The organism is Novosphingobium sp., assembly GCF_031417815.1.
Taxonomy (GTDB): Bacteria; Pseudomonadota; Alphaproteobacteria; order Sphingomonadales; family Sphingomonadaceae; genus Novosphingobium.
Genome location: NZ_JANOWI010000044.1, coordinates 101,680 through 124,009, shown reverse-complemented (window position 1 = coordinate 124,009; position 22,330 = coordinate 101,680). Strand labels below are relative to the sequence as shown.

The following is a 22,330-nucleotide window of genomic DNA, read 5'->3' as shown; positions in this document are numbered from 1 at the left end:
GCACAGAGCAGGAGCGCGCAGATGAACTTTCAGAACATTTCTGCCTGGTGCATCCGCAACCCGGTTGTGCCGATCGTCCTGTTCATAGGGCTGATTTTGGGCGGAATGGTCACCTTTTCGCAAATGAAGGTGCAAAACGATCCGGATATCGAATTTCCGCTGGTGATTGTTTCGATCAGTCAACCCGGCGCCGCGCCGACCGAGATCGAAAACCAGATCACCCAGAAGATCGAAGCGTCGCTGCAATCGCTCCAGCACGTCAATAACATCAGCTCCACGGCGCGCGAAGGCAATAGCGAGACCTCGATCGAATTCGAAATCGGAACCGATGTCATCGAGGCGCTGAACGACGTCAAGACCGCCGTTGACCAGGCCCGGGGCGGCCTGCCCGACGGGATCCTTGAACCCGAAGTGTTCAAGGTCGAAATCTCCAGCGACGAGATCGGCTATTTCTCGGCCATGGCCGACGACATGACGCTCGAACAGCTGTCATGGTTCGTTGATGATACGGTGACCAAGAATCTGCTCAGCGTGCCCGGCCTTGCCCAGGTCAATCGCGGCGGCGGTGTGACCCGCGAAATTGCGGTCATTCTCGATCCCGGCAAGATGCAGGCCAACAGCGTCTCGGCCGGACAGATCAACCAGGTGTTGCGCCAGCTCAACATCAACGCGGCCGGCGGGCGCTCTGAAATTGGCGGTTCGCGGCAGTCCGTTCGCGTGCTCGGGAATGCGGCAACCGCCTATCAACTCTCGCAGACCGATATTCCGCTGGGCAGCGGCAGGACCATCAAACTTTCCGACATCGCCACCGTGACCGACAGCTACAGCGAAGTCACCTCGCTTGGCAAAACCAACGGAAAATCCGCCGTGACGTTCGGGATCGCCCGTGGTCGCGGCGAATCCGATGTTTCGGTCTATGATGCCGCCGTCGCCCGGCTCGACAAGATCGAGGCCGACAATCCGGGCGTGAAGTTCACCAAGCTGTTCACCACCGTCCCTTACGTCAAGGAACAGTACGAAAGTTCGATGGCGGCGATGATCGAAGGCGCCATTCTGGCGGTCATCGTGGTGTTCTTCTTCTTGCGCGATTGGCGCGCGACGATGATTTCGGCGATCGCGATCCCGCTTTCGGCAATCCCCGCCTTCTGGTTCATCGACATGTTGGGGATCACGCTCAACCAGATGTCGCTATTGGCGCTGGGGCTGGTCGCCGGGGTGCTGGTCGACGATGCGATCGTCGAGGTTGAGAATATCGTGCGGCATATGCGGATGGGCAAAAGCGCCTATCAGGCGGCGATCGACGCGGCCGACGAGATCGGCCTTGCGGTTGTCGCCACAACGTTCTCGATCGTTGCCGTGTTCCTGCCCGTTGGGTTGATGCCCGGGATCCCCGGTCAGTTCTTCTTCAATTTCGGGTGGACTGTGGTGGTTTCGGTACTGATCAGTCTGGCGGTAGCCCGGATGATCACGCCCATGATCGCCGCCTACTTCCTCAAGCCGGCCGGGCCGGCCGAGCATGGCGGCGGGATCTGGATGGACCGCTACGAGCAGTTGCTCCACTTCAGCCTTGATAACCGCAAGCACCGGGAACTGCGCTCGAAAGTCAAAATTGTGCGCGGTTCGCCGCTCTATCATCTCTTGCCGGGGCTGGCGGCGATCTTTGTTGCGCTGTCTCCATTCATCCTGCGCAGTGAACCCGTTGTCGGCGAAGTTGCCAAGGGTCCGGGCGTGGGCCTGGTCTTGGCTGCGCTGCTTCTGGGTGCTCCGATCGCGTATGGTTTGGTGTTTCTTGTTCAGACGGTATTGGTCGCGCTGGTCAACCTGGCGATCCGGCAACGCGATGCCGGGTTTTTCGCCTGGAACCGGTTCTGGGCCCTGCGCCTGGGCGCGCGGCTTCGCGATCACCGGGTCTGGATGCTCGGCGTTGCCTTCTTTGCGCTCGTGCTGTCCGGCGTCTTGTTTGCCATCCTTCCGCAAAAGCTGTTCCCCGAACAGAACAGCGATTTCAGCCGCATTACAATTGAAATGGTCCCGGGTACGACCCTCAAGCAGACCGAAGAGGTCTCGGCGCAGGTTGCCCAGCTGGTGACGTCCCAGCCCGAAGTGGATCGTGTCCAGGAACGCATCCGCGAAGGCGGCGGGTCAATTTTCATCACGCTGAAGGAAGATCGCAGCAAGAGCAGCCAGGAATTTGAACGCGGGCTGACCCCCAAGCTCCAGTTGATTCCCGATGCCCGGGTGAACTTCCAGGCCTTGTTCCAGGCAGGCCCTCCGGGGATTGGACGGCCGATCTCGGTTATGCTGACCGGAGCGGATTCGGTCGCACTTGAAGCGACGGCCACAAAACTGGCCGATGAGATGAAAGCGATTCCCGGCGTGGTGGCGCCCCGGGTTGCGGCCGACACGCGCCGACCTGAACTGGTCATCACGCCGCGGCAGGACCTCGCAGCGAGCCTCGGGGTTACAACCACAGCGCTCAGCCAGACGATCCGCATCGCCACGATCGGGGACATCGACCAGAACGCGGCCAAATTCTCGCTGTCGGATCGGCAGATCCCGATCCGGGTGCGGTTGTCTGAAGATTCGCGGCGCGATCTGTCGGTCATCAAGAACCTGCCAGTGCAAACCGCCACCGGCGGTTCGGTGCCGCTGGCAAGCGTTGCCGATATCAGCTTCGGTTCCGGACCGGTTTCCATTCGCCGCTTCAATCAGGAACGACGTGTTTTCGTCGGCGCCGATCTGGCGCCCGGTGCCAAGGAGGGCCCGATCAAGCAGGCGATCGAAAAGCTGCCGGTCATGCAGAATTTGCCAGTTGGGGTAAGCAAGAAGCCGTTCGGCTCCGATGAGATTTTTCAGCAGCTGATCACAAGTTTCCAGATTGCGCTGGGATCGGCGTTTTTGCTGGTATTGGCCGTTCTGGTGCTGCTCTATCACCGCTTCGTCTCGCCCCTCGTCAACATGGCATCGCTGTTCCTGGCGCCGCTTGGCGGGTTGATCGCGCTGTTCCTGGCCGGGCAGGAGGTGACACTGCCGGTGTTCATCGGGATCCTGATGCTGTTCGGGATCGTCGCCAAGAATTCGATCCTGCTGATTGATTTCGCGATCGAGGAAATGGCGAAAGGCGTGCCGAAATACGAGGCGATCCTGGACGCCGGCCACAAACGCGCACAGCCAATTGTCATGACCACCGTGGCGATGACGGCCGGGATGGTCCCGACCGCATTGTCGCTGGGCGGCGATTCGGCATGGCGCCAGCCAATGGGCACGATCGTGATCGGCGGACTGCTGCTTTCGACGCTGCTGACGCTGCTGATCGTGCCGGCCGGTTTCAGTCTGGCAGACGGGTTCGAGAAGCGGATCGGACCAAAACTGCGGCGGCTCTTCCTGACCTATACTCCAGGTGACGAGGATGCCGCTGCGACGCCGTTCGTGCATCCGGCGCCGGCCAGGGCTGCGCCTACGCCCTTGGCTACGCCAGCCAGCAGGCGCGGCGAAGGCCCTTTGCCGGCAGAGTGAGCGCATCGCTGCCTCGCGCGCGTTGGCGCCGCCCGGTCAGCGCCCCGCTGCCCGATCGGGCCCGCACCATGCGCCGGGTCGCGACCGGTCTGGTCGGGGCCATGGCCGCCCTGTTCCTGGGCGCACGCCAGTTCCAGGGCATGCATCCGGCCTGGGGCTATGTCCTGGCCTTCGCCGAGGCCGGGATGATCGGCGGCATGGCCGATTGGTTTGCGGTGACCGCGCTGTTCCGCCGTCCGCTCGGCCTGCCAATCCCGCACACCGCGATTGTGCCCGAAAACAAGGACCGCATCGCCGATACGATGGCGCAGTTTCTGCAGGATAATTTCCTGATCCCGCCGGTGGTGGCGCGGCGCCTCAGAGCGATGAACCTGGCCGGCGCGGCGGGCGATTGGCTGGCCGATCCGGGCAAGGGCGGTTCCACCCGGCTGCGCGACGGTGCGGCGGACCTCGCCGCGCAGGTGCTCGAATCGCTTGATCCCGAACGGCTCGGCAGCCAGGTCCGCGGGGGGCTGTTTCGTCAGCTCGACAAACTCGAAGTCTCGCCGCTGATCGGGCAGATGCTGGCCACCGCGATTGCCGACAAACGGCATATGCCGGTGATCGAATCGCTGGTGCGCTGGTCGGGCCTGACGATCGAGGACAACGAAGAGCTGATCCGCGAGATGATCCACCGCCGCACCAATGCCGTGCTGCGCTGGACCGGGCTGGATGAAACGCTGGCCAATTCGGTGCTCGACGGGGTTTACAAGCTGCTCGCCGAAGTGATTGTCGATCCCGATCATCCGCTGCGCGGCAAGGTTGAAGAAGGCCTCGCCAAGCTGGCCGATGATTTGCAGAACGATGCGGAGCTGCGCGCCAAGATTGAACGGCTGAAGGCCGAGCTGATCGCCAACCCGGCGGTCTCGGTGTGGTGGCAAAGCGTGTGGGAACGGCTGCGCAGCGCGATGCTGGAACGTTTGCGGCGTCCGGCCGGCGCGGGCAACGGGCAACTGGCCGAGGCGCTGACCGAGCTTGGCCGCCATTTGCGCGATGATCCGCGCCTGCAGCATCAGATCAACCGTTTCGCGCGGCGCACGCTGGTCGGCATATCGGTGCGCTATGGCAACCAGATCGTCCGGCTGGTCTCCGAAACGGTCAAGCGCTGGGATGCCGATACGATCACCACCCGGCTCGAAAGCGCGGTCGGCCGCGATCTCCAGTTCATCCGCCTCAACGGTACGCTGGTCGGCGGGTTTGTCGGGGTGGTGATCCATACCGTCGATGTGCTGCTGTGACGCCGCTGCTGACAACCGCGCGGCTTGAACTGTGGCAGCCGCAGCTGGGCGATCTGGCCGATCTGTTCGACCTGACTTTTGCGGAGGAGACCCGGGCGTTTCTGGGCAGTTTCGTGCCGTCCGAAATGGATGCTTTCAACCGCCTCCACCGCAATGCCGGTTCATGGGCGCTGCATGGCTACGGCACATTCATGGTCCGCCGCGCCGGCACGGCCAAAATCATCGGCAACTGCGGCGTGTTCCGCAGCCACCGCGGGTTTGGTGCGGACTTGGGCCTTGATGATGTACCCGAAGCCGGCTGGATCCTGCACCAGGCTGCCCAGGGTGCGGGGATCGCTCGTGAAGCGATGGAAGCAGCGCTCGCCTGGTTCGACGGTGCCCACGGCCCCCAGCGGATCGCCTGCATGATCGAGGAAGGCCATCTTGCGTCGGATGCGCTGGCAGGCAAGCTGGGCTTTGTGCGCTATGCCCACCACCAGATCGAGGGCGACAAGCCGCTGGTGCTGTATGAGCGCCTTACCAGTCCCCCGCTTGCCACTTGATCCGGCTCATGTAGTAGCTCTTCACCGGCTTACCGGCAGCGTCGAGCGCCGGGGTCATCCGCGCCCGTTGCATCAAAAGCTTGCAGGAATGATCGGCGAAGTCATCGGGATTGGTGCGGAACAGCACCCGGCAGCCGGTCACCGTGCCGTCCGGACCGACGTCGAGCCGGAAACGGACATACCCGTTATGGCCACGTGTCAGCGCTTTTTCAGGGAAGTCTTCGGATCGTATCCAGCTCCCCATGTTCCCGATCGGTACAGCCTGACGGGTTAGTCCGGCCTCGACCTTGGGGTCGTAACCCCAATGGACCAGCAGATCGTCGGTGCAGGCTCGCATCGCCGCCATCGGCGCGGCCAGCGAGCCCGTTTCAAGCCGGTAGCGTTTACCTCCCGGACGCTTAAGCGTGATTGAAGTGACTTCAGCTTCGGTCTGCGGTGCAAGAACGGGAACGACAACCGGGCCTTTCGGCTTTGCGGGGAAATCCCAGCCATCGAGCCGCAAACCCTCGACGATCACCCCGGGAAGCTTGTTCGTGCCGGTTGTAATCGCGACGCCGGTGCGCTTGAATGGGGTGGCCTGATTGCCGAATGCCACTTCAACCGGCATGGCGATCCCGTCGAACTTCAGCATCTCGCCAAAAACCGACATTTCCAGCCAATCGCTGGGTGATGTGCGCGTTAGTGCCAGCAGCGCCGCACTATCCCCGCTGCCGAAGCGCGCGAACAAGTGGCAAGAATCCTCGTCGTAGTTGATCTCCCACTTGCTCGCTTTGGCCAGCGAAATCGGTGCCTTGTCGGCGGCACTGGCAGGCATTTGCGCTAAGGCAAGAGCCAGACCAATCAAAGGAAGCATCGCACGCATCGTCCGTTCTTCTCCGAAGATCGTTTTCATACTAACCAGATGCAACAAAAAAGAAAAGGCCCCGCCGAAGCAGGGCCTTTGTCTTGATCGGCACAGTTCAGTTCAAAGTTTGCCAGTCAGCTCCGGCACCACGTTGAACAGATCGCCGACCAGGCCGATATCGGCGACTTGGAAGATCGGCGCGTCTTCGTCCTTGTTGATGGCGATGATGGTTTTGCTGTCCTTCATCCCTGCCAGGTGCTGGATCGCGCCCGAGATGCCGACCGCGATGTAGACTTGCGGCGCAACGATCTTTCCGGTCTGGCCGACCTGATAATCGTTGGGGACATAGCCTGCGTCCACCGCCGCGCGGCTGGCGCCGATCGCGGCGCCCAGCTTGTCCGCCAGCGGGAAGATCACGGCCTTGAAGGTCTCGGCATCCTTCAGCGCGCGGCCGCCCGAGACGATGATCTTGGCGCTGGTCAGTTCGGGGCGTTCGCTCTTGGCGATTTCCGAGCCGACGAACGTGCTGGTGCCCGAATCGCCCATGGCGGCAACCGCTTCGACCGTGCCCGAACCGCCGCTGGCTTCAGCCTTGGCGAAGGCGGTGCCGCGTACGGTGATCACCAGCTTGGCGTCACTCGATTCGACAGTCGCGATGGCATTGCCGGCATAGATCGGCCGGGTGAAGGTCTGGGGGCCTTCGACCGAAAGGATATCGCTGATTTGCATCACATCGAGCAGCGCGGCAACGCGCGGGGCGATGTTCTTGCCGGTGGTGGTGGCAGGTGCGAGGAACGCATCGTGGTGACCCATCAGAGCGGCCACCAGCGGCGCGACGTTTTCGGCCAGCGCATTGGCATAGGCGGCGTCGTCAGCCAGGTGGACTTTGCCCACCCCGGCGATCTTGGCAGCTTCATCGGCCACGGCCATGCAGCCTGATCCCGCGACCAGCAGGTGCACTTCGCCCAGCTGCGAAGCGGCGGTGACCACGGCCAGGGTAGCATCCTTGACCGAGGCGTTGTCGTGTTCGACCCAAACGAGCGTCTTCATCAGGCGACTCCCATTTCTTTAAGCTTGGCGACCAGCGCATCGACATCGGCGACCTTGATCCCGGCGCTGCGCACCGGCGGTTCGCTGACCTTGAGCGTCTTAAGGCGCGGCGCGATGTCCACGCCGTAGTCAGCCGGTGCCTTGGTGGCGAGCGGCTTGGACTTGGCCTTCATGATGTTGGGCAGCGAGGCATAGCGCGGCTCATTCAGGCGCAGGTCAGTGGTGACAATCGCGGGCAGTGCCAGCTTGACCGTTTCCAGCCCGCCATCGACTTCGCGCTTCACCACAACCGAATCGCCTTCAACCGATACTTCGTTGGCGAAGGTCCCTTGCGGGCGGCCCATCAAGGCGGCGACCATCTGGCCGACCTGGTTCGAATCGTCGTCGATCGCCTGCTTGCCGGTGATGATCAGGCTCGCGCCTTCTTCTTCGGCCACGCCCTTGACGATCTTGGCGACCGCCAGCGGTTCAACCTCAACCCCGTCATCAACCTGCACCAGCACCGCGCGGTCTGCGCCCATGGCGAGCGCGGTTCGCAGCGTTTCGGCGGCCTTGGCGGGGCCGACCGAAAGCGCAATAATCTCGGTCACCACGCCTTTTTCGCGCAGGCGAATAGCTTCCTCAACCGCAATTTCGTCGAACGGGTTCATGCTCATTTTGACGTTGGCAAGATCGACGCCGGTGCCGTCGGATTTGACCCGCGGCTTCACGTTATAGTCGATCACGCGTTTTACGCAGACCAGGGCTTTCATGTGATTCCAGCCTTTCACAGTTGAATGACGCCGCAGCGCCTAGTTTACGTTTACGGAAACGTCAACCTAACGATCCGTTATGCCGCTTTGCGCACTTCGGCGACGATCTTCTTGGCGGCATCGCCCAGATCGCTGGCCGAAACGATCGGCAGGCCCGAATTCTCGAGGATTTCCTTGCCCAGCTCCACGTTGGTGCCTTCAAGGCGCACCACCAGCGGCACCGAAAGGTTCACTTCCTTGGCCGCGGCGACGATGCCATCGGCGATGATGTCGCACTTCATGATCCCGCCGAAGATGTTGACCAGGATGCCCTTCACCGCCGGATCCTTGAGGATGATCTTGAACGCTGCGGTGACCTTTTCCTTGCTGGCGCCGCCGCCCACATCAAGGAAATTGGCGGGGAATTCGCCGTTCAGCTTGATGATGTCCATCGTCGCCATGGCCAGGCCCGCGCCGTTGACCATGCAGCCGATGTTCCCATCGAGCTTGATATAGGCGAGGTCGTATTCGCTCGCTTCAACCTCGGCCGGGTCTTCTTCGGTCACATCACGCAGCGCCACCACGTCGGGATGGCGGTAAAGCGCGTTCGAATCGAAGCTCATCTTGGTATCGAGCACCAGCAACTGGCCGCTGCATTCAGCCAGCGGGTTGATTTCGATCATTTCGCAATCAAGCGCGACGAACGCATCATAGAGCTGTTTGCCCAGCACCGCCGCCTGCTTGGCCAGATCGCCCTTGAGCTTGAGCCCGAAAGCCAGCGCGCGGCCATGGTGCGGCATGAAGCCCTGCGCCGGATCGATCGTGATCGTGGCGATCTTTTCAGGGCTGTCGTGCGCCACGTCCTCGATGCTCATCCCGCCTTCGGTCGATGCGATCATCGCGATCCGTCCGGTGGCGCGATCGACCAGCATCGAGAGGTAGTATTCCTTGCCGATGTCGACCCCGTCGGTGACGTAGAGCCGGTTGACCTGCTTGCCCGCATCACCGGTCTGGATCGTCACCAGGGTGTTGCCCAGCATGTCCTTGGCGTGGGCTTCGACTTCCGCAAGGCTCTTGGCCAGGCGCACGCCGCCCTTGGCATCGGGGCCCAGTTCCTTGAACTTGCCCTTGCCGCGCCCGCCGGCATGGATCTGGCTTTTCACGACATAAAGCGGGCCGGGCAGCACCTTCGCGGCGGCCACGGCTTCTTCCACGGTCATCGCCGCAATGCCCCTGGGAATCGCAATTCCAAACGTGGCGAGCAGTTCCTTGGCCTGATATTCGTGGATGTTCATGGGAAAGGTCACTCCAACTGGCTATGCAGGGGTTGCGCAATCGCGCATGCCGGGCCGCCTAAGCACAGCACCGGGTGGTTGAAAAGACCCTGAAAGGACTCCAAGGTCAGTTTTATGAACGCCAGTTGCGAACCGATCTCAATAAATGCCGGGCCGCAGGCTTGATTGATCGCGCGCGCCTGGAAGCGATCATCTGCGAAGCGGGCCGGATTGCCATGGCCGCCTGGCCAGGGCACGGCCACGCGCTGGAAACCTGGGACAAGAGCGACGCGAGCCCGGTAAGCGCTGCGGACATGGCGGTGGACCACTTCCTGAAGGAACAGCTCGCCGCGCTGCTCCCTTCGGCCGGATGGCTGAGCGAGGAAACCGTCGATGCACCCGAGCGGCTTGACGGCGGGCTAATCTGGCTGGTCGATCCGATCGATGGCACCCGCGATTTCATCCGCGGCCGCGCCGGCTGGGCGGTTTCGGTTGCGCTGATCAGCGGCGGCCGCCCGCTGATAGGTATCCTTCACGCCCCGGCGCGCGATGAAATGTGGCTGGCCGAAGCGGGCCGCGGGGCCTGGCGCAATGGTGCGCGGCTGGCAGCATCGCGCCGTCCGGGCCTGATCGGCGCGCGCGTTCCCGCCCATGCCCTGCCCAAGGCCGATCTCGACCTGGTTGCGGTGGAACAGCCCAATTCGATCGCGCTGCGCATTGCGATGGTGGCCGCCGACGAGGCCGACCTTGTTGCGTCGCTGCGCTGGGGCTTTGAATGGGACATCGGCGCGGCGTGCTTGATCGCGCGTGAGGCGGGGGCGACGGTCAGCGATGCTTTTGGCGGGCCATTGGCCTTCAACAAACCCGATCCGCGCGCGTTCGGTGTGCTGGTAACATCGCCGCTGATCCACCAGGCCGCGATTGACCGGCTGGCCGATCGCGCCCGGATTCTCTCGCAGATCGGGCCCGATCCGTTGTGACCATGCAAAAAGTGTGACCATGCAAAAAGGGCCCGCCGATCTGGCGGGCCCTTTAGCGTGGGTCACGGACCCGAAGCTTACTGACCGGTTTGGGCAGCGCGCACGTCGTCGGTGGTCACCGGCACGATCTTGATTTCGACACGCCGGTTCTTGGCGCGGCCATCGACGGTGGCGTTGCTGGCCACCGGCATGGTCTCGCCAAAGCCCTGGGCGCGCAGGCGCGCGGCAGGAACGCCCCTGGAGACGAGATAGTTCATCACCGTATTGGCGCGGTTCTGCGAAAGCGTCTGATTGAAGCTGTCGCTGCCGGTCGAATCGGTGTGACCATAAACGTCGATCAGGCTGTTGGGATACTGGATCAGGCTGGTGGCAACCTGATCAAGCGTGTTCCGGAACGCGGTCTTCAGCGTGTAGGAGCCAACATCAAAGGTCACGCCGTCGGGCAGGTTGACCAGGATAGCCTGGCCATTGTCGGTTTCGGTGACGTCGATCCCCGAACCGGCGGTGGTTTCCTTCAGTTCCTTGATCTGCTTGTCCATCTGATAGCCAACTGCAGCGCCGGCCACGCCGCCGATGCCGGCACCGACGATCCGGCCGGTCTTGCCGCCGATCAGGCCGCCCAGCAGGCCGCCAACAACCAGCCCGCCAACGCCGCCGATGGCAGTGCGCGAGACTTTCTTTTCACCCGTGTTGGGATCGGTAACGCAGGCCGAAGTGCCCATCAGGGCGGTGGCAGCGAGCAAGGCTACGAGCTTGCGGTTCTTGGTCATTCTCTTTTTCCCCTTCGTAAATCAGGATAAGTCAAAACCTTAAGGCGGCGAACCTGAATGGAACCCGACTGGTTGCAATGTCAACGCTTTAGCCCGGCCAAGGTTCCGCTCCAGCGGTCTTCGCCTTTGTCGCAAAACCTGCTACCGATCACCGCGTGACACCTTATCCCTGGTCCGACGTTTTCATCATCGCAGGTTTGATCCTGATAAACGGCCTGTTCTCGATGTCCGAGCTGGCGATCGTTTCGGCGCGCCCGGCGCGGCTCAGATTGCTGGCCGAACAGGGCAATGGCGGCGCGCGCACCGCACTGGCGCTGTCGGCCGATCCGGGCAAATTTCTTTCGGCGGTGCAGATCGGCATCACGCTGGTGGGCATTATTGCCGGTGCCTATTCGGGTGCCAGCCTGGGCGGACCGACCGGCGAGCGGCTCGCCGCGCTTGGCGTGCCAGATCGCTGGGCACCACAAGCCGGCTTTGCACTGGTGATCGTGCTGACCACCTATTTCAGCCTGGTAGTGGGTGAACTGGTGCCCAAGCAACTGGCGCTGCGCGCGGCGGAAAAGATCGCGGTGCTGGCCTCCATCCCGATTTCGGTGGTGGCTCGGATCACCGCGCCGTTCGTCTGGTTGCTCGACAAGTCGTCCGATGTGCTGCTGCGGCTCACCGGGGTGACGCACAAGGGCGAACATGCGCTGACCACCGAGGAATTGCAGCTGGTCTTCGCCGAGGCCACCCGTTCGGGCGTGATCGAGGAGGACGAGCGCGCGATCATGACCGGGATCATGCGGCTGGCCACGCGCCCGGTGCGCGAACTGATGACCCCGCGCACTGAACTTGATACAATCGACCGCAAGGCCGGCGAGGCTGAAATGCGCGCCGCGATCAAGGACAGCCCGCATTCGCTGCTGCCGGTCACCGATGCCAGCCCGGACAACATTGTCGGCGTGGTCAAGGTCAAGGACGTGCTGGCGGTGCTGCTGGCGGGCAAGAAGCCCAACCTGGCGCGGCTGCTCAAGAAGGCGGAAATCCTGCCCGATCAGCTTGATGCGATGGATGCGCTCAAGATCCTGCAGCAAAGCGGCGTCGCGATGGCGCTGGTCCATGATGAGTACGGCCACCTCGAAGGCGTGGTCACCCCGGCCGATCTGCTGTCGGCGATTGTCGGCAATTTTGCCAGCTATCTTGATGAAGGCGATGCCCCGCTGATGGTCACGCGCGAGGATGGTTCACTGCTGTTGTCGGGCTCGCTTCCGGTTGATGCGCTGATCGACCAGCTCGGGCTCGATTTCCCCGACGATCGCGATTTCGCCACCGCGGCGGGCTATGCCTTGTCGGTGTTCAAGAAGCTGCCGCGCGAAGGCGAGTACTTCCAAGATCAGGGCTGGCGCTTCGAAGTGATCGACATGGATGGCCGCAAGATCGACAAGCTGCTGGCCAGCCGGGTGGCGATGGCCTCCACCCAGGAATAGGATTCACGCAAAGGCGCGAAGGCGCAAAGTGGGCGGTTGCCGAGTTTCCGCGCGAAGCGCCCCGATTGATCGATGAATTTTCGATCCGCTTGTGCGAATTGCGAAAAGCATCTGCGAACGAAAACCTCTTCGCGCCTTTGCGCCTTTGCGAGAAACAAAAGGGGCCCGCCGAACGGCGAGCCCCTTTGAATTTCAAAAAACCAGTGGGCTCAGTTGCCGCCGGCCTTGGTCTGCGCTTCGCGGCCATCGCCTTCGGGCGCGGCGACGATATCGCGCACCACTTCGCCCTTGTCGACGGTGTTGGTCTGGCTGTCACCCACGGTCGAGCGGATCGCCGGGGCGGCCAGGCCGGCCTTGTTGCCGACCGTGCTTTCCACGCCCGAGCGCGGCTGCGGCGCACCGAACAGCGCGCTCTGCGCCTGCGCGGCGGCGCTGGTATCGTTGGGACGCGGCGCGCCCGGCGCGGGCGGAACCAGCGCGAAATCGGGCGGGATCACCAGCGGCGCCTGACGCTGCACGGCGAATTCATCGGGGCGCTGGCGGTTGAACAGCCCGCCGCCGCCGCAAGCCGAAAGCAGCAGCGATGAAGTGGTGACCAGGATCAGGCCAGTGGTCTTACGCATCTCTCAAATCTCCGTCGCGGGCGTGCCCGCAGTATCAAGGTTGGGCTTTTCGCGGATAAGCAGGCTGCGGGCAAGGATTATCACCACGCCCACGCTGATCAGCGCGTCGGCCAGGTTGAACACCAGAAACGGGCGCCATGTGCCAAAATGCAGGTCGGCATAATCGACCACGTGGCCATAGCGAATCCGGTCGACAATGTTGCCCAGCGCCCCGCCCAGAATCATCGCGAAGGGTAAAATATCGCCCAGTTTCTTCTCGCGCAGCAACCACACCCCGACGACCAGCGCGATGGCTCCGGTCAGCGCCACCAGCATCCAGCGCATCGCATCCGAATCGGCGGTCAGCAGCCCCAGCGACACGCCGTAGTTTGAGGTGCGGGTGAGGTTGAAGACGCTGGTCAGCACGATCTGGTCGCCATCGCTTTCCAGCCCCAGCGGGCCGTTGACCAGAGCCTTCAGCGCCTGATCGGCAACAAAGCCGGCGGCGGCCAGGCCAAGGCCGATCTTGCGGTTGCGGGTCAGCACGATTGCGATCCCCGAATCCGAAACCCTAACCCCAATTCGTCATGCTGAACTTGTTTCAGCATCCATCGCGCCGCGTATCCGAAGCTGGCGTATGAAAAGCCAACCGCGAGGTTTGCGCCCGCCCCACGGCTCTGGGCGAGCCGCGAAATGGACCCTGAAACAAGTTCAGGGTGACGGGAGTGAGACATGGTCATGCGTGCGCGTCCATGCCGCTCACAACCTGATCGCAACGTGAACAAAGCGCGCCGTCCTCGGTCACCTCGGGCAGGTGACGCCAGCAGCGGCCGCATTTGTGGTGGGAGGTGCGGGTGACTGCGACCAAATCGCCGGAGTCAGGAAACCGTCGGAAGGTTGCTTGGGGTAGGTCTTTCTGAGCTGTCTCTAGCGACAGCGCTTGAACCTTTGCACTTATGAACAGCTCTGAAAGATCAATACCGCGCATCAGCATCGCGAGGTTGTCATCTTCGATCAGCGTAACCTCGGCCTCAAGGCTTGAACCGAGCTGCTTGTCGCGACGCAACGGCTCAATCGTTTCCAATACCTCAGAGCGCAGTGCCCGAAGTGAAGCCCACCTTTCAACCAACTCGTCGCCCCGGACTTGATCCGGGGCTTGGCTCTCTTCCGCCAAGGTTGGCGAAGAAAAGCCTTGGCCCGTGTCAAGCACGGGCTGACGGGTTGTTTTGAGTGCAGGAAGCACCGGCCATTCGAGGAGGTGCACCGAATCGCCATCCGGATACCGCGTCCCCCACACCTCTTCGCTGGTGAACACCAGCACCGGTGCGGCCCAGCGGACCAGGGCGTGGAACAGCGTGTCGAGCACCGTGCGGTAGGCCATCCGCTTCGGGTCCGAAGCCGCGTCGCAATAGAGGCAGTCCTTGCGCACATCGAAGAAGAACGCGCTGAGGTCCTCGTTGCAGAAATCGGTCAGAGTGCGGACATAGGTGTTGAAATCGTAGCTATCGACCGCTTCACGAAGGCCCGCATCCATCCGCGCCAGCAACGCCAGCATATAGCGTTCCAGTTCGGGCATCGCCTCAACCGGCACCCGCTCAGCCTCGCTGAACCCTTCCAAGGCGCCCAGCAGATAGCGGAAGGTGTTGCGCAGCTTGCGGTACTGGTCGGACACGCCTTTGAGGATTTCATCGCCGATCCGGTGATCCTCGGTGAAATCGACGCTCAGCGCCCACAGCCGGATGATGTCCGCGCCGTAGACTTCCATGACCTTGTTGGGATCGATGGTGTTGCCCAGGCTCTTGGACATTTTCATGCCCTTGGAATCCATGGTGAACCCGTGGGTCAGGATCCGGTCATAGGGCGCGCGGCCGCGGGTGGCGCAGCTTTCGAGCAAGGACGACTGGAACCAGCCGCGATGCTGGTCGCTGCCTTCGACATAGATGTCCGCCGGCCAGCTCAGGTCGGGCCAGCGCCCCGAATCGAGCACATAGGCGTGGCTGGTGCCCGAATCGAACCACACGTCGAGAATGTCGGGCACCGCTTCCCACTCATCGTGGTCATAGCCATCGCCGAGGAAACTGTGCGCGGTCTCGGGCGTCCAGGCGTCGATGCCTTGTTGGCGCACGGCGGCAACGATGCGTTCGTTCACTTCTAGATCGACGAGGTATTCGCCGCTCTTCCTATGCACGAACAGCGTGATCGGCACCCCCCAGGCGCGCTGGCGGCTAAGCACCCAATCGGGCCGCCCGGCAACCATCGAACCGATGCGGTTGCGGCCCTTGTCGGGGGTGAACTGGACGCGCTCGATTTCGGCCATGGCGATCTGGCGGAGCGTTACCCCTCCGTCAGCCGCTCCGGCTGCCACCTCCCCATCGCAAGTCGATGGGGAGACACGCTGCGTTAGATTCTCCCCATCGACTTGCGATGGGGAGGTGGCGGCGAAGCCGCCGGAGGGGTCAATCGGCTTGTCCATCGGTACGAACCACTGCGGGGTGCAGCGGTAGATCACCTTGGCTTTCGAGCGCCACGAGTGCGGGTAGCTATGCTTGTAATCGGCCGAGGCCGCCAGCAGCCCGCCCGCTTCGCGCAAGTCCGCACAGATCGGCCCATCGGGCGCGTTGAACTTGGGGTTGATAACGCTGCCTTGCCCGCCCAGCCACGGCCAGTCCTCGCGGTACTTGCCATCGGCTTCGACCGCGAACTTGGGGCCGATGCCATGCGCCTTGCACAGCTCGAAATCGTCCTCGCCGTGATCGGGCGACATATGCACCAGTCCCGTGCCGCTGTCGGTGGTGACAAAGTCGCCCGGCAGCATGGGGCGGGGCTCGGCAAAGAACCCGCCTAGCGCATGCATCGGATGGCGAGCGATGGTTCCGGCGAGATCGGAGCCTTTGATGATCTGCATTGGGATCACACGGAAACCGGCTCGACCCGCAAACTGCTCTATAAGCCCAGACGAAATGACCACCGCACCTTCTGGCGAAGGTCGATCGTGGTCGCCCATCCGGTCTCCGAACCGACAAACAGCATATTCAAGCTCGGGTCCGTAAGCCAAAGCCTGATTGACTGGGATAGTCCAAGGTGTCGTCGTCCAGATGACGGCTTTGGCACCACGGACTGCCTGACACCGGCTCTCAGCAATCTCGAATGCCACATCGATCTGGGTCGAGACGATGTCCTCGTATTCAACCTCAGCCTCGGCCAGCGCGGTCTTCTCTACGGGCGACCACATCACCGGCTTGGCCCCGCGATAGAGCTGGCCCGAGGTGGCGAACTTGAGCAGCTCGGCAACAATCGTCGCTTCGCTCTCGGGCTGCATGGTGAGGTAGGGGTTGTCCCAGTCGGCCAGCACGCCAAGCCGCTTCAATTGCGCGCGCTGCACGTCGACCCAGTGCTGAGCATAGGCGCGGCATTCGGCGCGGAATTCGAGCAAGGGGACCTCGTCCTTGTCGAGTTTCTTCTTGCGGTACTGCTCCTCGACCTTCCATTCGATCGGCAGGCCGTGGCAATCCCAGCCCGGCACATAGGGCGCGTTCTTGCCCAGCAGGTTCTGGGTGCGGCAGACCATGTCCTTGATCGTGTGGTTCAGCGCATGGCCGATATGCATGTCGCCGTTCGCGTAAGGCGGGCCGTCATGGTACATGAAGGTCTCGCGGCCCCGGCGGGCATCGCGCAGCTGTTCGTACAGCTTCTCGGCTTCCCAGCGCGCGGCAATGATCGGCTCCTTGGCGGGGAGGCCGGCCTTCATGGGGAACTCGGTCTTCGGCAGGAAGACGGTGTCTCTATAATCGCGCTGTTCTGTCATGACCGGCGGGCCTTAGCGAGGTGGGCGGCGTTGCGCAATTTTTGGTTCGCGCAGAGGCCGCAGAGAAGAAGGAGAGGCGCAGAGATGCCGCGCTTTCGGCGAAGCCGCCTCGTCTGATCAGATGTTGCGGTTGGCGCAACGTCTTGACTGGTGAAGGGGCCTGCGGCCCAGCATAACCCCTCTGCGTGAACCCCCTTCTTCCTACCTATTCTCGCGCCGCTTCGCGACCAGCACTTCGGTTTCGGCCTTCTCACGCCCGTTGCGGCGATCGGCGGCGGGGTGGAGCGCGGGGCCGATCACCCATTGGTCGCTCACCCAGATAAAGCCGTTGAAGCTGGCGGGCACCTTGCCGATCTGTTCGGGCAGATCGAGCCCGCGCGGTTCGGCGCCATCGCTGGCCGGGCCGGTGACCACCACATGCGCGTCCACCGCCGCCATCCGCGCGATCAGGCGGTTCGGCCACCCGGCAAACAGCCACTGGCGGTTGATCGGCACCAGGATCGTGCCGCCCTTGCAGCTCGCCGGGCTCATGCCCAGCCAGCCTTGCAGCATGTAGTCGCCGGTGCATTGCCGCGCGGCTTCCATCGACAACGCCCAGGCTTTCGGGAAGCGGCGCCGGATCGGGGCGAGCACGGCCTCATCGCCCATGAAGGCATCGCCGAGCGTTTCCACTTCGCGCCCGGCAGCCAGCAGGCCATCGACCAGCCGGGCTGCCACGGCGACATCGCGGCCGGAAAGGTTGAACAGGATCGGTTCGCTGGGCAGCGCCACCAGGGCTTCGTCAAGCGTGGGAATATAGCCCACGCCAAGCCCGCGCAGCGGGAAGGTCTTGCCGCCATCGCCGCTGTAGCCGTGCCCGGCGTCGAGCGCTTTCAATTGCACCAGCGAAAGCGCGGCGACATCGCCGGTGCCGCTGGTGCGGCAATCGAGCGTCTTGTCGCGGAATAGCACAATCTTTCCGTCGGCGCTGGCGTTCACATCGACCAAGACCATCGCCGAACCCATTCCGCTGGCGCGTTGCAGCGCGGGCAGGGTGTTTTCGATGTAATCGTGGACCGGCGGTTCGATGCTTAACGCGGCGCATTGGCCGTCCGGCGCGTCCAGCTTGACCGGCTGCTGGGTGATCCCGCGTACCGAGAGCAGGTGCGGATAGCCCTTGGGCTTGTCGGCCAGCCAGCTGGCATTGACGAAAGTCATCACCAGAAATGCCAGTGCCAGAACAAAGGCAGCGCGCCGCAACCAGCTGTTCATCGTAAACTATCCCCCCAGAAGCTCCCGCGCCAACGCGCAATCGCGTTCCATCTGCGCAGTCAAGGCTTCCAGTGTCTCGAACTTTTCTTCGCCGCGCAAGTAGTGATGCAGGGCGATTTCAATCGTTTGCCCGTAAAGATCGCCGGAATAGTCGAAGAAATAGGCCTCGAGCAGCTCGATTGGGGGCTCAAAACTGGGCCGGATCCCCAGATTGGCCGCGCCGTGCAGCACCTGTCCGCCGGGCAGGGTGCCGGTCACCGCATAGATCCCGTAACGCGGCCTCAGATAGCTGCCCATTTCGAGGTTGGCGGTGGGATAGCCGATGCTGCGGCCCAGCTTGGCCCCGTGCCGTACTTCGCCACGCACCGCAAAGGGCCGGGTCAGGAGATGGGTGGCCGTCGCGCAGTCGCCCGCCTTTAGCGCGTCACGGATCCGGCTGGAGGAAACCACTTCGCCCGCGTCGCTGACCGGGCCGACTGCCCGCGCGGCCAGCCCGCAGGGCGCACCCAGCTGCTGCAGCACCGCGACATTACCCGCGCGGCCTTTGCCGAAGGTGAAGTCTTCGCCCGTCACCACGCCGGCCACGCCCAGACGATCGGCCAGCAAGTCCTTGACGAAAACCTCGGCACTGGTCGCGGCAAGGGCTGCACCGAATTCGAACACCAGCATCGCATCGGCCCCGGCCGCACCGAACAATTCTTCGCGCTGGTCCAGCGTGGTCAGCCGGAACGGCGGGCTGCCGGGCGCAAAAAACCGCACTGGGTGCGGATCGAAGGTGGCGACGATCGCCGGGCGCTGCTCAGCCCGGGCCCAGCCCAGCGCTTCGCCCACGACCGCTTGATGGCCAAGGTGGAACCCGTCAAAATTGCCTAGCGCGATCACCGCGCCGCGCAACGACGGCGGCACCGGTTCGCCTGCGTTCAATCTGACGATGTCCACGTTTGTCCGTCCTATCCGCGCCGGCGGCCCTTGGCCCATTCGGCGTAGGGCAAGAGGCCAGCATGGATCACGCGCAGCGCATTGCCGCCCATCACCGCGCGAATTTCCTCAGGGGTGAACCCCGCATCGAGCAGCGCCTGGGTCAGCTGGACCAGCTGGCTGGTATCGAAGCGCACCGTGGTGGCGCCGTCGTAGTCGCTGCCCAGCGCAACGTATTCGATGCCGACCAGATCGCGGACATATTTCATCGCCTTGACGATCGCCTGCGGGCTGGTGTCGCACACGGCAGCATCCCAGTATCCGATCCCGATCACCCCGCCGGTGCGCGCGATGCCGCGGATTTCTTCATCGGTCAGGTTGCGGTTGACCGGGCAGACGGCCTGGACCCCGCCGTGGCTCGAGACCACCGGGCGGCGCGCCATTTTCAGCACTTCAGCCACGCAGGTGTGGCTGCAATGGGCCACATCGACGATCATTCCGCGATCTTCCATCATGCCGACGATCTGGCGTCCGAACGGGGTCAGCCCGCCTTTGGCCAGGCCGTGCATCGATCCCGCCAGCTCGTTGTCGAAGAAGTGGGTCAGCCCGGCCATGCGGAACCCTGCGGCATAAAGATTGTCGAGGTTCTCCGCCTTGCCTTCCAGATTGTGCAGCCCTTCGACCGACAGCAACGCGCCAACCGGGCGTAGGGGCGTGCCGCGCGCAGCCAGCAGCTGATCGAGCCCATTCTGGTCGGTCACCTTGCGCAGCAGGCCTTGCGACTGCGACACCGCGACATCGAGCTTTTCGGCATGGAACAAGGAACGTTCGAGCAGCGAATCCCAGGTCCGCATCGGCTGGCGCTGGGCGATGACCAGCGCGGTGATGTTGTCGCTATCGGCGCCGTTGCTGTCGTAGTTCTGGCCTTTGGGGCTCTTGGTGGTGGAAGCGAACACCTGCAGCGCGACATTGCCCTTGATCAGCCGCGGCAGGTCTTCGTGGCCGCGGTTCGATGCCGCGGCCAGATCGCGGTCCCACATCAGGGTATCGGAATGCAGGTCGACAATGTTGAGCGTGCGGTGCAATGCTTCGGCCTGCGGCGATATTGCGAGCAGCGGCTTGCCGTCGATCCGGTTCATGTTCGATTCGATCAGCGCCGGGCCAAGCCGGAAGAAGGCAATCACGCCAATTGCGACCAATACCAACAGTGTCCAGAAAGCCTTGCGCATAGCGTCCCCTGACTGAAGCTAGGCTGCCGGTTTACGCAGCAGCGTCACGAAATCAAACCCCGGCGTGCGAGCTTGCGGGGGATGACTTTCGCGGAATGTCTCGATCCAGTCGCTCCGGTCGAATTGCGGAAAGCGTGTGTCACCTTCGGGTGAGAGGTGCACTACGGTCAATTCGATCCGGTCGGCCAGCGGCAAGGCTTCGGCAAAGACCTGCGCCCCGCCGAAAATCACGATATGCGGCGCATTGGCCAACTTGAGCGCCGCGCCGAGGGTGCGTGCCACTTCGGCCCCTTCGGCCTGCCAGGCGGGATCGCGGGTGATCACGATATGGCGCCGCCCCGGAAGGACGCCCGGCAGCGATTCGAACGTCTTGCGCCCCATCACCAGCGGCTTGCCCATGGTCAGCGCCTTGAGCCGGCGGAAGTCTTCGGAAATGTGCCAGGGAATTTCGCCGCTAACGCCAATCACGCCGTTGTCGGCCACCGCAGCGACCAGGAAAATCTCGCTGCGGTTCATCGGGTCAGCCGGGTCACGTGGCCCATCTTGCGGCCCGGGCGTGCTTCGCCCTTGCCGTAAAGATGCACGTGATTGGCGGGATCCGCCGCCAGCGCCGGGGCGGCTTGTGCGGCATCGCCGATCAGGTTGGTCATCATCACTTCGCGCGCGGCCAGCACCGTGTCGCCCAGCGGCAGGCCGCAGATCGCCCGGATGTGGTTTTCGAACTGGCTGGTCTTGGCCCCCTCGATCGTCCAGTGCCCCGAATTGTGGACCCTGGGGGCCATCTCGTTGAACACCGGCCCGGCGTCGGTCGCAAAGAATTCGAATGCCGCAACGCCGACATAATCCAGCGCATCGGCCACCTGCCGCGCCAGCGCGCGCGCGCCTTCGACCTGGCCTAGCGCGGCTGCGCCGGCCGGCACCCGCGACGTGGCAAGGATGCCGTGCTGGTGGACATTTTCGGCGCTGTCCCAGAATACCACCGCGCCATCCTGACCGCGCGCCAGGATCACGCTGAATTCGCAGGCAAAGCGCACCAGGCCTTCATAGATCATCGGCTGCCCGCCAAGCGCGATGCCGTCAGCCTCATGATCATAATTGATCCGCCACTGGCCCTTCCCGTCATAGCCTTCGCGCCGGGTCTTGAGGATCCCGGGCGAACCGATCCGGACAAGTGCCGCTTCGAGATCCTCGGCCGTATCGATCGCCATGTAGGGCGCGGTGCGGCCGCCAAGCTGGGCAACGAAGTCTTTTTCGTTCAGCCGGTCCTGCGCCACTTCCAGCGCGCGGACCGAGGGAAACAAACGCGCCGCACCGAGCCCCTTGAGCGCGGCAATCGGTACGTTTTCCCATTCGTAGGTGATCACTGCGCAGTGCGCGGCAAACGCGGCCAGCGCCCGGGCATCGTCCCAGTTTGCGCGGGTGTGCGCCTGGCTCACCTCGGCAGCGACCGAGTCGGCCTCGGGCGCATAGATATGGGCCTGATAGCCAAGCTTGCCCGCCGCCTGCGCCAGCATCCGGCCCAGCTGCCCGCCGCCAAGAATACCGATGGTTTCGCCCGGTGGGATCATCATAGCGGGATCATTGCCGCATCTCAGCTCGGCCGTTCGGCCACGCCGGCGCTTTGCGCCGCACGCCAGGCCTTGAGCCGCGCGCCAAGCGCCGGGTCTTCCAGCGCGAGGATCGATGCGGCCAGCAAGCCGGCATTGGTCGCGCCCGCTTCGCCGATGGCGAGCGTTCCGACCGGAACTCCGGCCGGCATCTGCACGATCGAGAGCAGGCTGTCCTGCCCGGACAGCGCCTTTGATTGCACCGGCACACCCAGCACCGGCAGATGCGTCATGCTGGCGACCATGCCCGGCAGGTGCGCCGCACCGCCGGCCCCGGCGATGATGACCTTGAAACCTTCGTCCGCCGCACCTTGCGCAAATTTGACCAGCCGCTGCGGCGTGCGGTGCGCCGATACGATCCGCGCGTCATAGGCCACGCCCAGTGCGTCGAGCGCATCGGCGGCGCGCTGCATGGTGGCCCAGTCAGACTGGCTGCCCATGACGATTGCAACGGGTGCGGCCATG

At 63.4% G+C, this 22,330-nt stretch carries 19 protein-coding genes; 5 read left to right on the top strand and 14 right to left on the bottom strand.

Going from position 1 to position 22,330, the window contains the following annotated elements:
- Nucleotides 1–21 precede the first annotated feature (21 nt).
- From RMN99_RS12205 to RMN99_RS12195, 3 genes are all read left to right on the top strand, one after another.
- Entirely contained in the window at nt 22–3,516 is a 3,495-nt protein-coding gene (locus RMN99_RS12205) for an efflux RND transporter permease subunit (RefSeq protein WP_309623584.1), read from the top strand.
- Between the two features lie 68 nt (nt 3,517–3,584).
- Nucleotides 3,585–4,793: a DUF445 domain-containing protein gene (locus RMN99_RS12200; protein WP_309623619.1), complete on the top strand. Its 1,209-nt coding sequence runs from the start codon at nt 3,585–3,587 to the stop codon at nt 4,791–4,793.
- Entirely contained in the window at nt 4,790–5,335 is a 546-nt protein-coding gene (locus RMN99_RS12195; RefSeq protein WP_309623583.1) for a GNAT family protein, read from the top strand. Before RMN99_RS12200 ends, RMN99_RS12195 begins: the two co-directional genes overlap by 4 nt.
- Here RMN99_RS12195 and RMN99_RS12190 read toward each other — a convergent pair.
- The 4 genes from RMN99_RS12190 to sucC form a co-directional block, all read right to left on the bottom strand.
- Nucleotides 5,310–6,227, bottom strand: coding sequence for a TonB family protein (locus RMN99_RS12190; protein ID WP_309623582.1), 918 nt, complete (start codon nt 6,225–6,227; stop codon nt 5,310–5,312). The two genes, RMN99_RS12195 and RMN99_RS12190, sit on opposite strands and share 26 nt — an antisense overlap.
- A 72-nt stretch (nt 6,228–6,299) precedes the next feature.
- Entirely contained in the window at nt 6,300–7,229 is a 930-nt protein-coding gene (locus tag RMN99_RS12185) for an electron transfer flavoprotein subunit alpha/FixB family protein (protein ID WP_309623581.1), read from the bottom strand.
- A complete protein-coding gene (locus RMN99_RS12180) occupies nt 7,229–7,981 on the bottom strand; it encodes an electron transfer flavoprotein subunit beta/FixA family protein (protein ID WP_309623580.1) in 753 nt (250 codons plus the stop codon). Before RMN99_RS12180 ends, RMN99_RS12185 begins: the two co-directional genes overlap by 1 nt.
- Nucleotides 7,982–8,058: 77 nt before the next feature.
- Nucleotides 8,059–9,255: an ADP-forming succinate--CoA ligase subunit beta gene (gene sucC, locus RMN99_RS12175; RefSeq protein ID WP_309623579.1), complete on the bottom strand. Its 1,197-nt coding sequence runs from the start codon at nt 9,253–9,255 to the stop codon at nt 8,059–8,061.
- A gap of 161 nt (nt 9,256–9,416) precedes the next feature.
- Between sucC and RMN99_RS12170 the strand changes: the two genes are divergently transcribed.
- Nucleotides 9,417–10,214: a 3'(2'),5'-bisphosphate nucleotidase CysQ gene (locus tag RMN99_RS12170; protein WP_309623578.1), complete on the top strand. Its 798-nt coding sequence runs from the start codon at nt 9,417–9,419 to the stop codon at nt 10,212–10,214.
- A gap of 77 nt (nt 10,215–10,291) precedes the next feature.
- Here the strand turns inward: RMN99_RS12170 and RMN99_RS12165 are convergent, their stop codons facing one another.
- Nucleotides 10,292–10,984 (bottom strand): OmpA family protein, encoded by a 693-nt coding sequence (locus RMN99_RS12165; RefSeq protein WP_309623577.1) that lies wholly within the window; start codon nt 10,982–10,984, stop codon nt 10,292–10,294.
- A gap of 155 nt (nt 10,985–11,139) precedes the next feature.
- Between RMN99_RS12165 and RMN99_RS12160 the strand changes: the two genes are divergently transcribed.
- Complete coding sequence (locus tag RMN99_RS12160) at nt 11,140–12,453, top strand: hemolysin family protein (protein ID WP_309623576.1); 1,314 nt, start codon at nt 11,140–11,142, stop codon at nt 12,451–12,453.
- 209 nt (nt 12,454–12,662) lie between these two features.
- Here the strand turns inward: RMN99_RS12160 and RMN99_RS12155 are convergent, their stop codons facing one another.
- From RMN99_RS12155 to purE, 9 genes are all read right to left on the bottom strand, one after another.
- Nucleotides 12,663–13,076: a DUF3035 domain-containing protein gene (locus tag RMN99_RS12155; protein WP_309623575.1), complete on the bottom strand. Its 414-nt coding sequence runs from the start codon at nt 13,074–13,076 to the stop codon at nt 12,663–12,665.
- A gap of 3 nt (nt 13,077–13,079) precedes the next feature.
- Nucleotides 13,080–13,598 (bottom strand): signal peptidase II, encoded by a 519-nt coding sequence (gene lspA, locus RMN99_RS12150; RefSeq protein WP_309623618.1) that lies wholly within the window; start codon nt 13,596–13,598, stop codon nt 13,080–13,082.
- A 193-nt stretch (nt 13,599–13,791) separates the two neighbouring features.
- A complete protein-coding gene (ileS, locus tag RMN99_RS12145; RefSeq protein ID WP_309623574.1) occupies nt 13,792–16,860 on the bottom strand; it encodes an isoleucine--tRNA ligase in 3,069 nt (1,022 codons plus the stop codon).
- A 201-nt stretch (nt 16,861–17,061) separates the two neighbouring features.
- Nucleotides 17,062–18,111, bottom strand: coding sequence for a glycerophosphodiester phosphodiesterase family protein (locus RMN99_RS12140; protein ID WP_309623573.1), 1,050 nt, complete (start codon nt 18,109–18,111; stop codon nt 17,062–17,064).
- Nucleotides 18,112–18,117: 6 nt separating this feature from the next.
- Entirely contained in the window at nt 18,118–19,044 is a 927-nt protein-coding gene (locus RMN99_RS12135; protein ID WP_309623617.1) for a bifunctional riboflavin kinase/FAD synthetase, read from the bottom strand.
- A gap of 17 nt (nt 19,045–19,061) precedes the next feature.
- The gene (locus RMN99_RS12130; protein ID WP_309623572.1) at nt 19,062–20,258 is read right to left on the bottom strand and encodes a dipeptidase; all 1,197 of its coding nucleotides are present in this window, start codon (nt 20,256–20,258) and stop codon (nt 19,062–19,064) included.
- Nucleotides 20,259–20,276: 18 nt separating this feature from the next.
- The gene (locus RMN99_RS12125; protein WP_309623571.1) at nt 20,277–20,774 is read right to left on the bottom strand and encodes a dihydrofolate reductase; all 498 of its coding nucleotides are present in this window, start codon (nt 20,772–20,774) and stop codon (nt 20,277–20,279) included.
- Nucleotides 20,771–21,826 (bottom strand): 5-(carboxyamino)imidazole ribonucleotide synthase, encoded by a 1,056-nt coding sequence (locus tag RMN99_RS12120; protein WP_309623616.1) that lies wholly within the window; start codon nt 21,824–21,826, stop codon nt 20,771–20,773. The genes RMN99_RS12125 and RMN99_RS12120 overlap by 4 nt, the downstream gene beginning before the upstream one ends.
- A 23-nt stretch (nt 21,827–21,849) precedes the next feature.
- Nucleotides 21,850–22,329, bottom strand: a complete 480-nt coding sequence (gene purE, locus RMN99_RS12115; RefSeq protein ID WP_309623570.1) for a 5-(carboxyamino)imidazole ribonucleotide mutase — start codon at nt 22,327–22,329, stop codon at nt 21,850–21,852.
- Nucleotide 22,330 lies beyond the last annotated feature (1 nt).

Bases quoted from the DNA above. Each gene is read 5' to 3' on its own strand.
- RMN99_RS12185 (WP_309623581.1), bottom strand. From the start codon at position 7,229: ATGAAGACGCTCGTTTGGGTCGAACACGACAACGCCTCGGTCAAGGAT.
- RMN99_RS12200 (WP_309623619.1), top strand. From the start codon at position 3,585: ATGCGCCGGGTCGCGACCGGTCTGGTCGGGGCCATGGCCGCCCTGTTC.
- RMN99_RS12155 (WP_309623575.1), bottom strand. From the start codon at position 13,076: ATGCGTAAGACCACTGGCCTGATCCTGGTCACCACTTCATCGCTGCTG.
- RMN99_RS12140 (WP_309623573.1), bottom strand. From the start codon at position 18,111: ATGAACAGCTGGTTGCGGCGCGCTGCCTTTGTTCTGGCACTGGCATTT.
- RMN99_RS12190 (WP_309623582.1), bottom strand. From the start codon at position 6,227: ATGAAAACGATCTTCGGAGAAGAACGGACGATGCGTGCGATGCTTCCT.
- RMN99_RS12205 (WP_309623584.1), top strand. From the start codon at position 22: ATGAACTTTCAGAACATTTCTGCCTGGTGCATCCGCAACCCGGTTGTG.
- RMN99_RS12120 (WP_309623616.1), bottom strand. From the start codon at position 21,826: ATGATCCCACCGGGCGAAACCATCGGTATTCTTGGCGGCGGGCAGCTG.
- purE (WP_309623570.1), bottom strand. From the start codon at position 22,329: ATGGCCGCACCCGTTGCAATCGTCATGGGCAGCCAGTCTGACTGGGCC.
- sucC (WP_309623579.1), bottom strand. From the start codon at position 9,255: ATGAACATCCACGAATATCAGGCCAAGGAACTGCTCGCCACGTTTGGA.
- RMN99_RS12165 (WP_309623577.1), bottom strand. From the start codon at position 10,984: ATGACCAAGAACCGCAAGCTCGTAGCCTTGCTCGCTGCCACCGCCCTG.
- RMN99_RS12130 (WP_309623572.1), bottom strand. From the start codon at position 20,258: ATGCGCAAGGCTTTCTGGACACTGTTGGTATTGGTCGCAATTGGCGTG.
- RMN99_RS12125 (WP_309623571.1), bottom strand. From the start codon at position 20,774: ATGAACCGCAGCGAGATTTTCCTGGTCGCTGCGGTGGCCGACAACGGC.
- ileS (WP_309623574.1), bottom strand. From the start codon at position 16,860: ATGACAGAACAGCGCGATTATAGAGACACCGTCTTCCTGCCGAAGACC.
- RMN99_RS12180 (WP_309623580.1), bottom strand. From the start codon at position 7,981: ATGAAAGCCCTGGTCTGCGTAAAACGCGTGATCGACTATAACGTGAAG.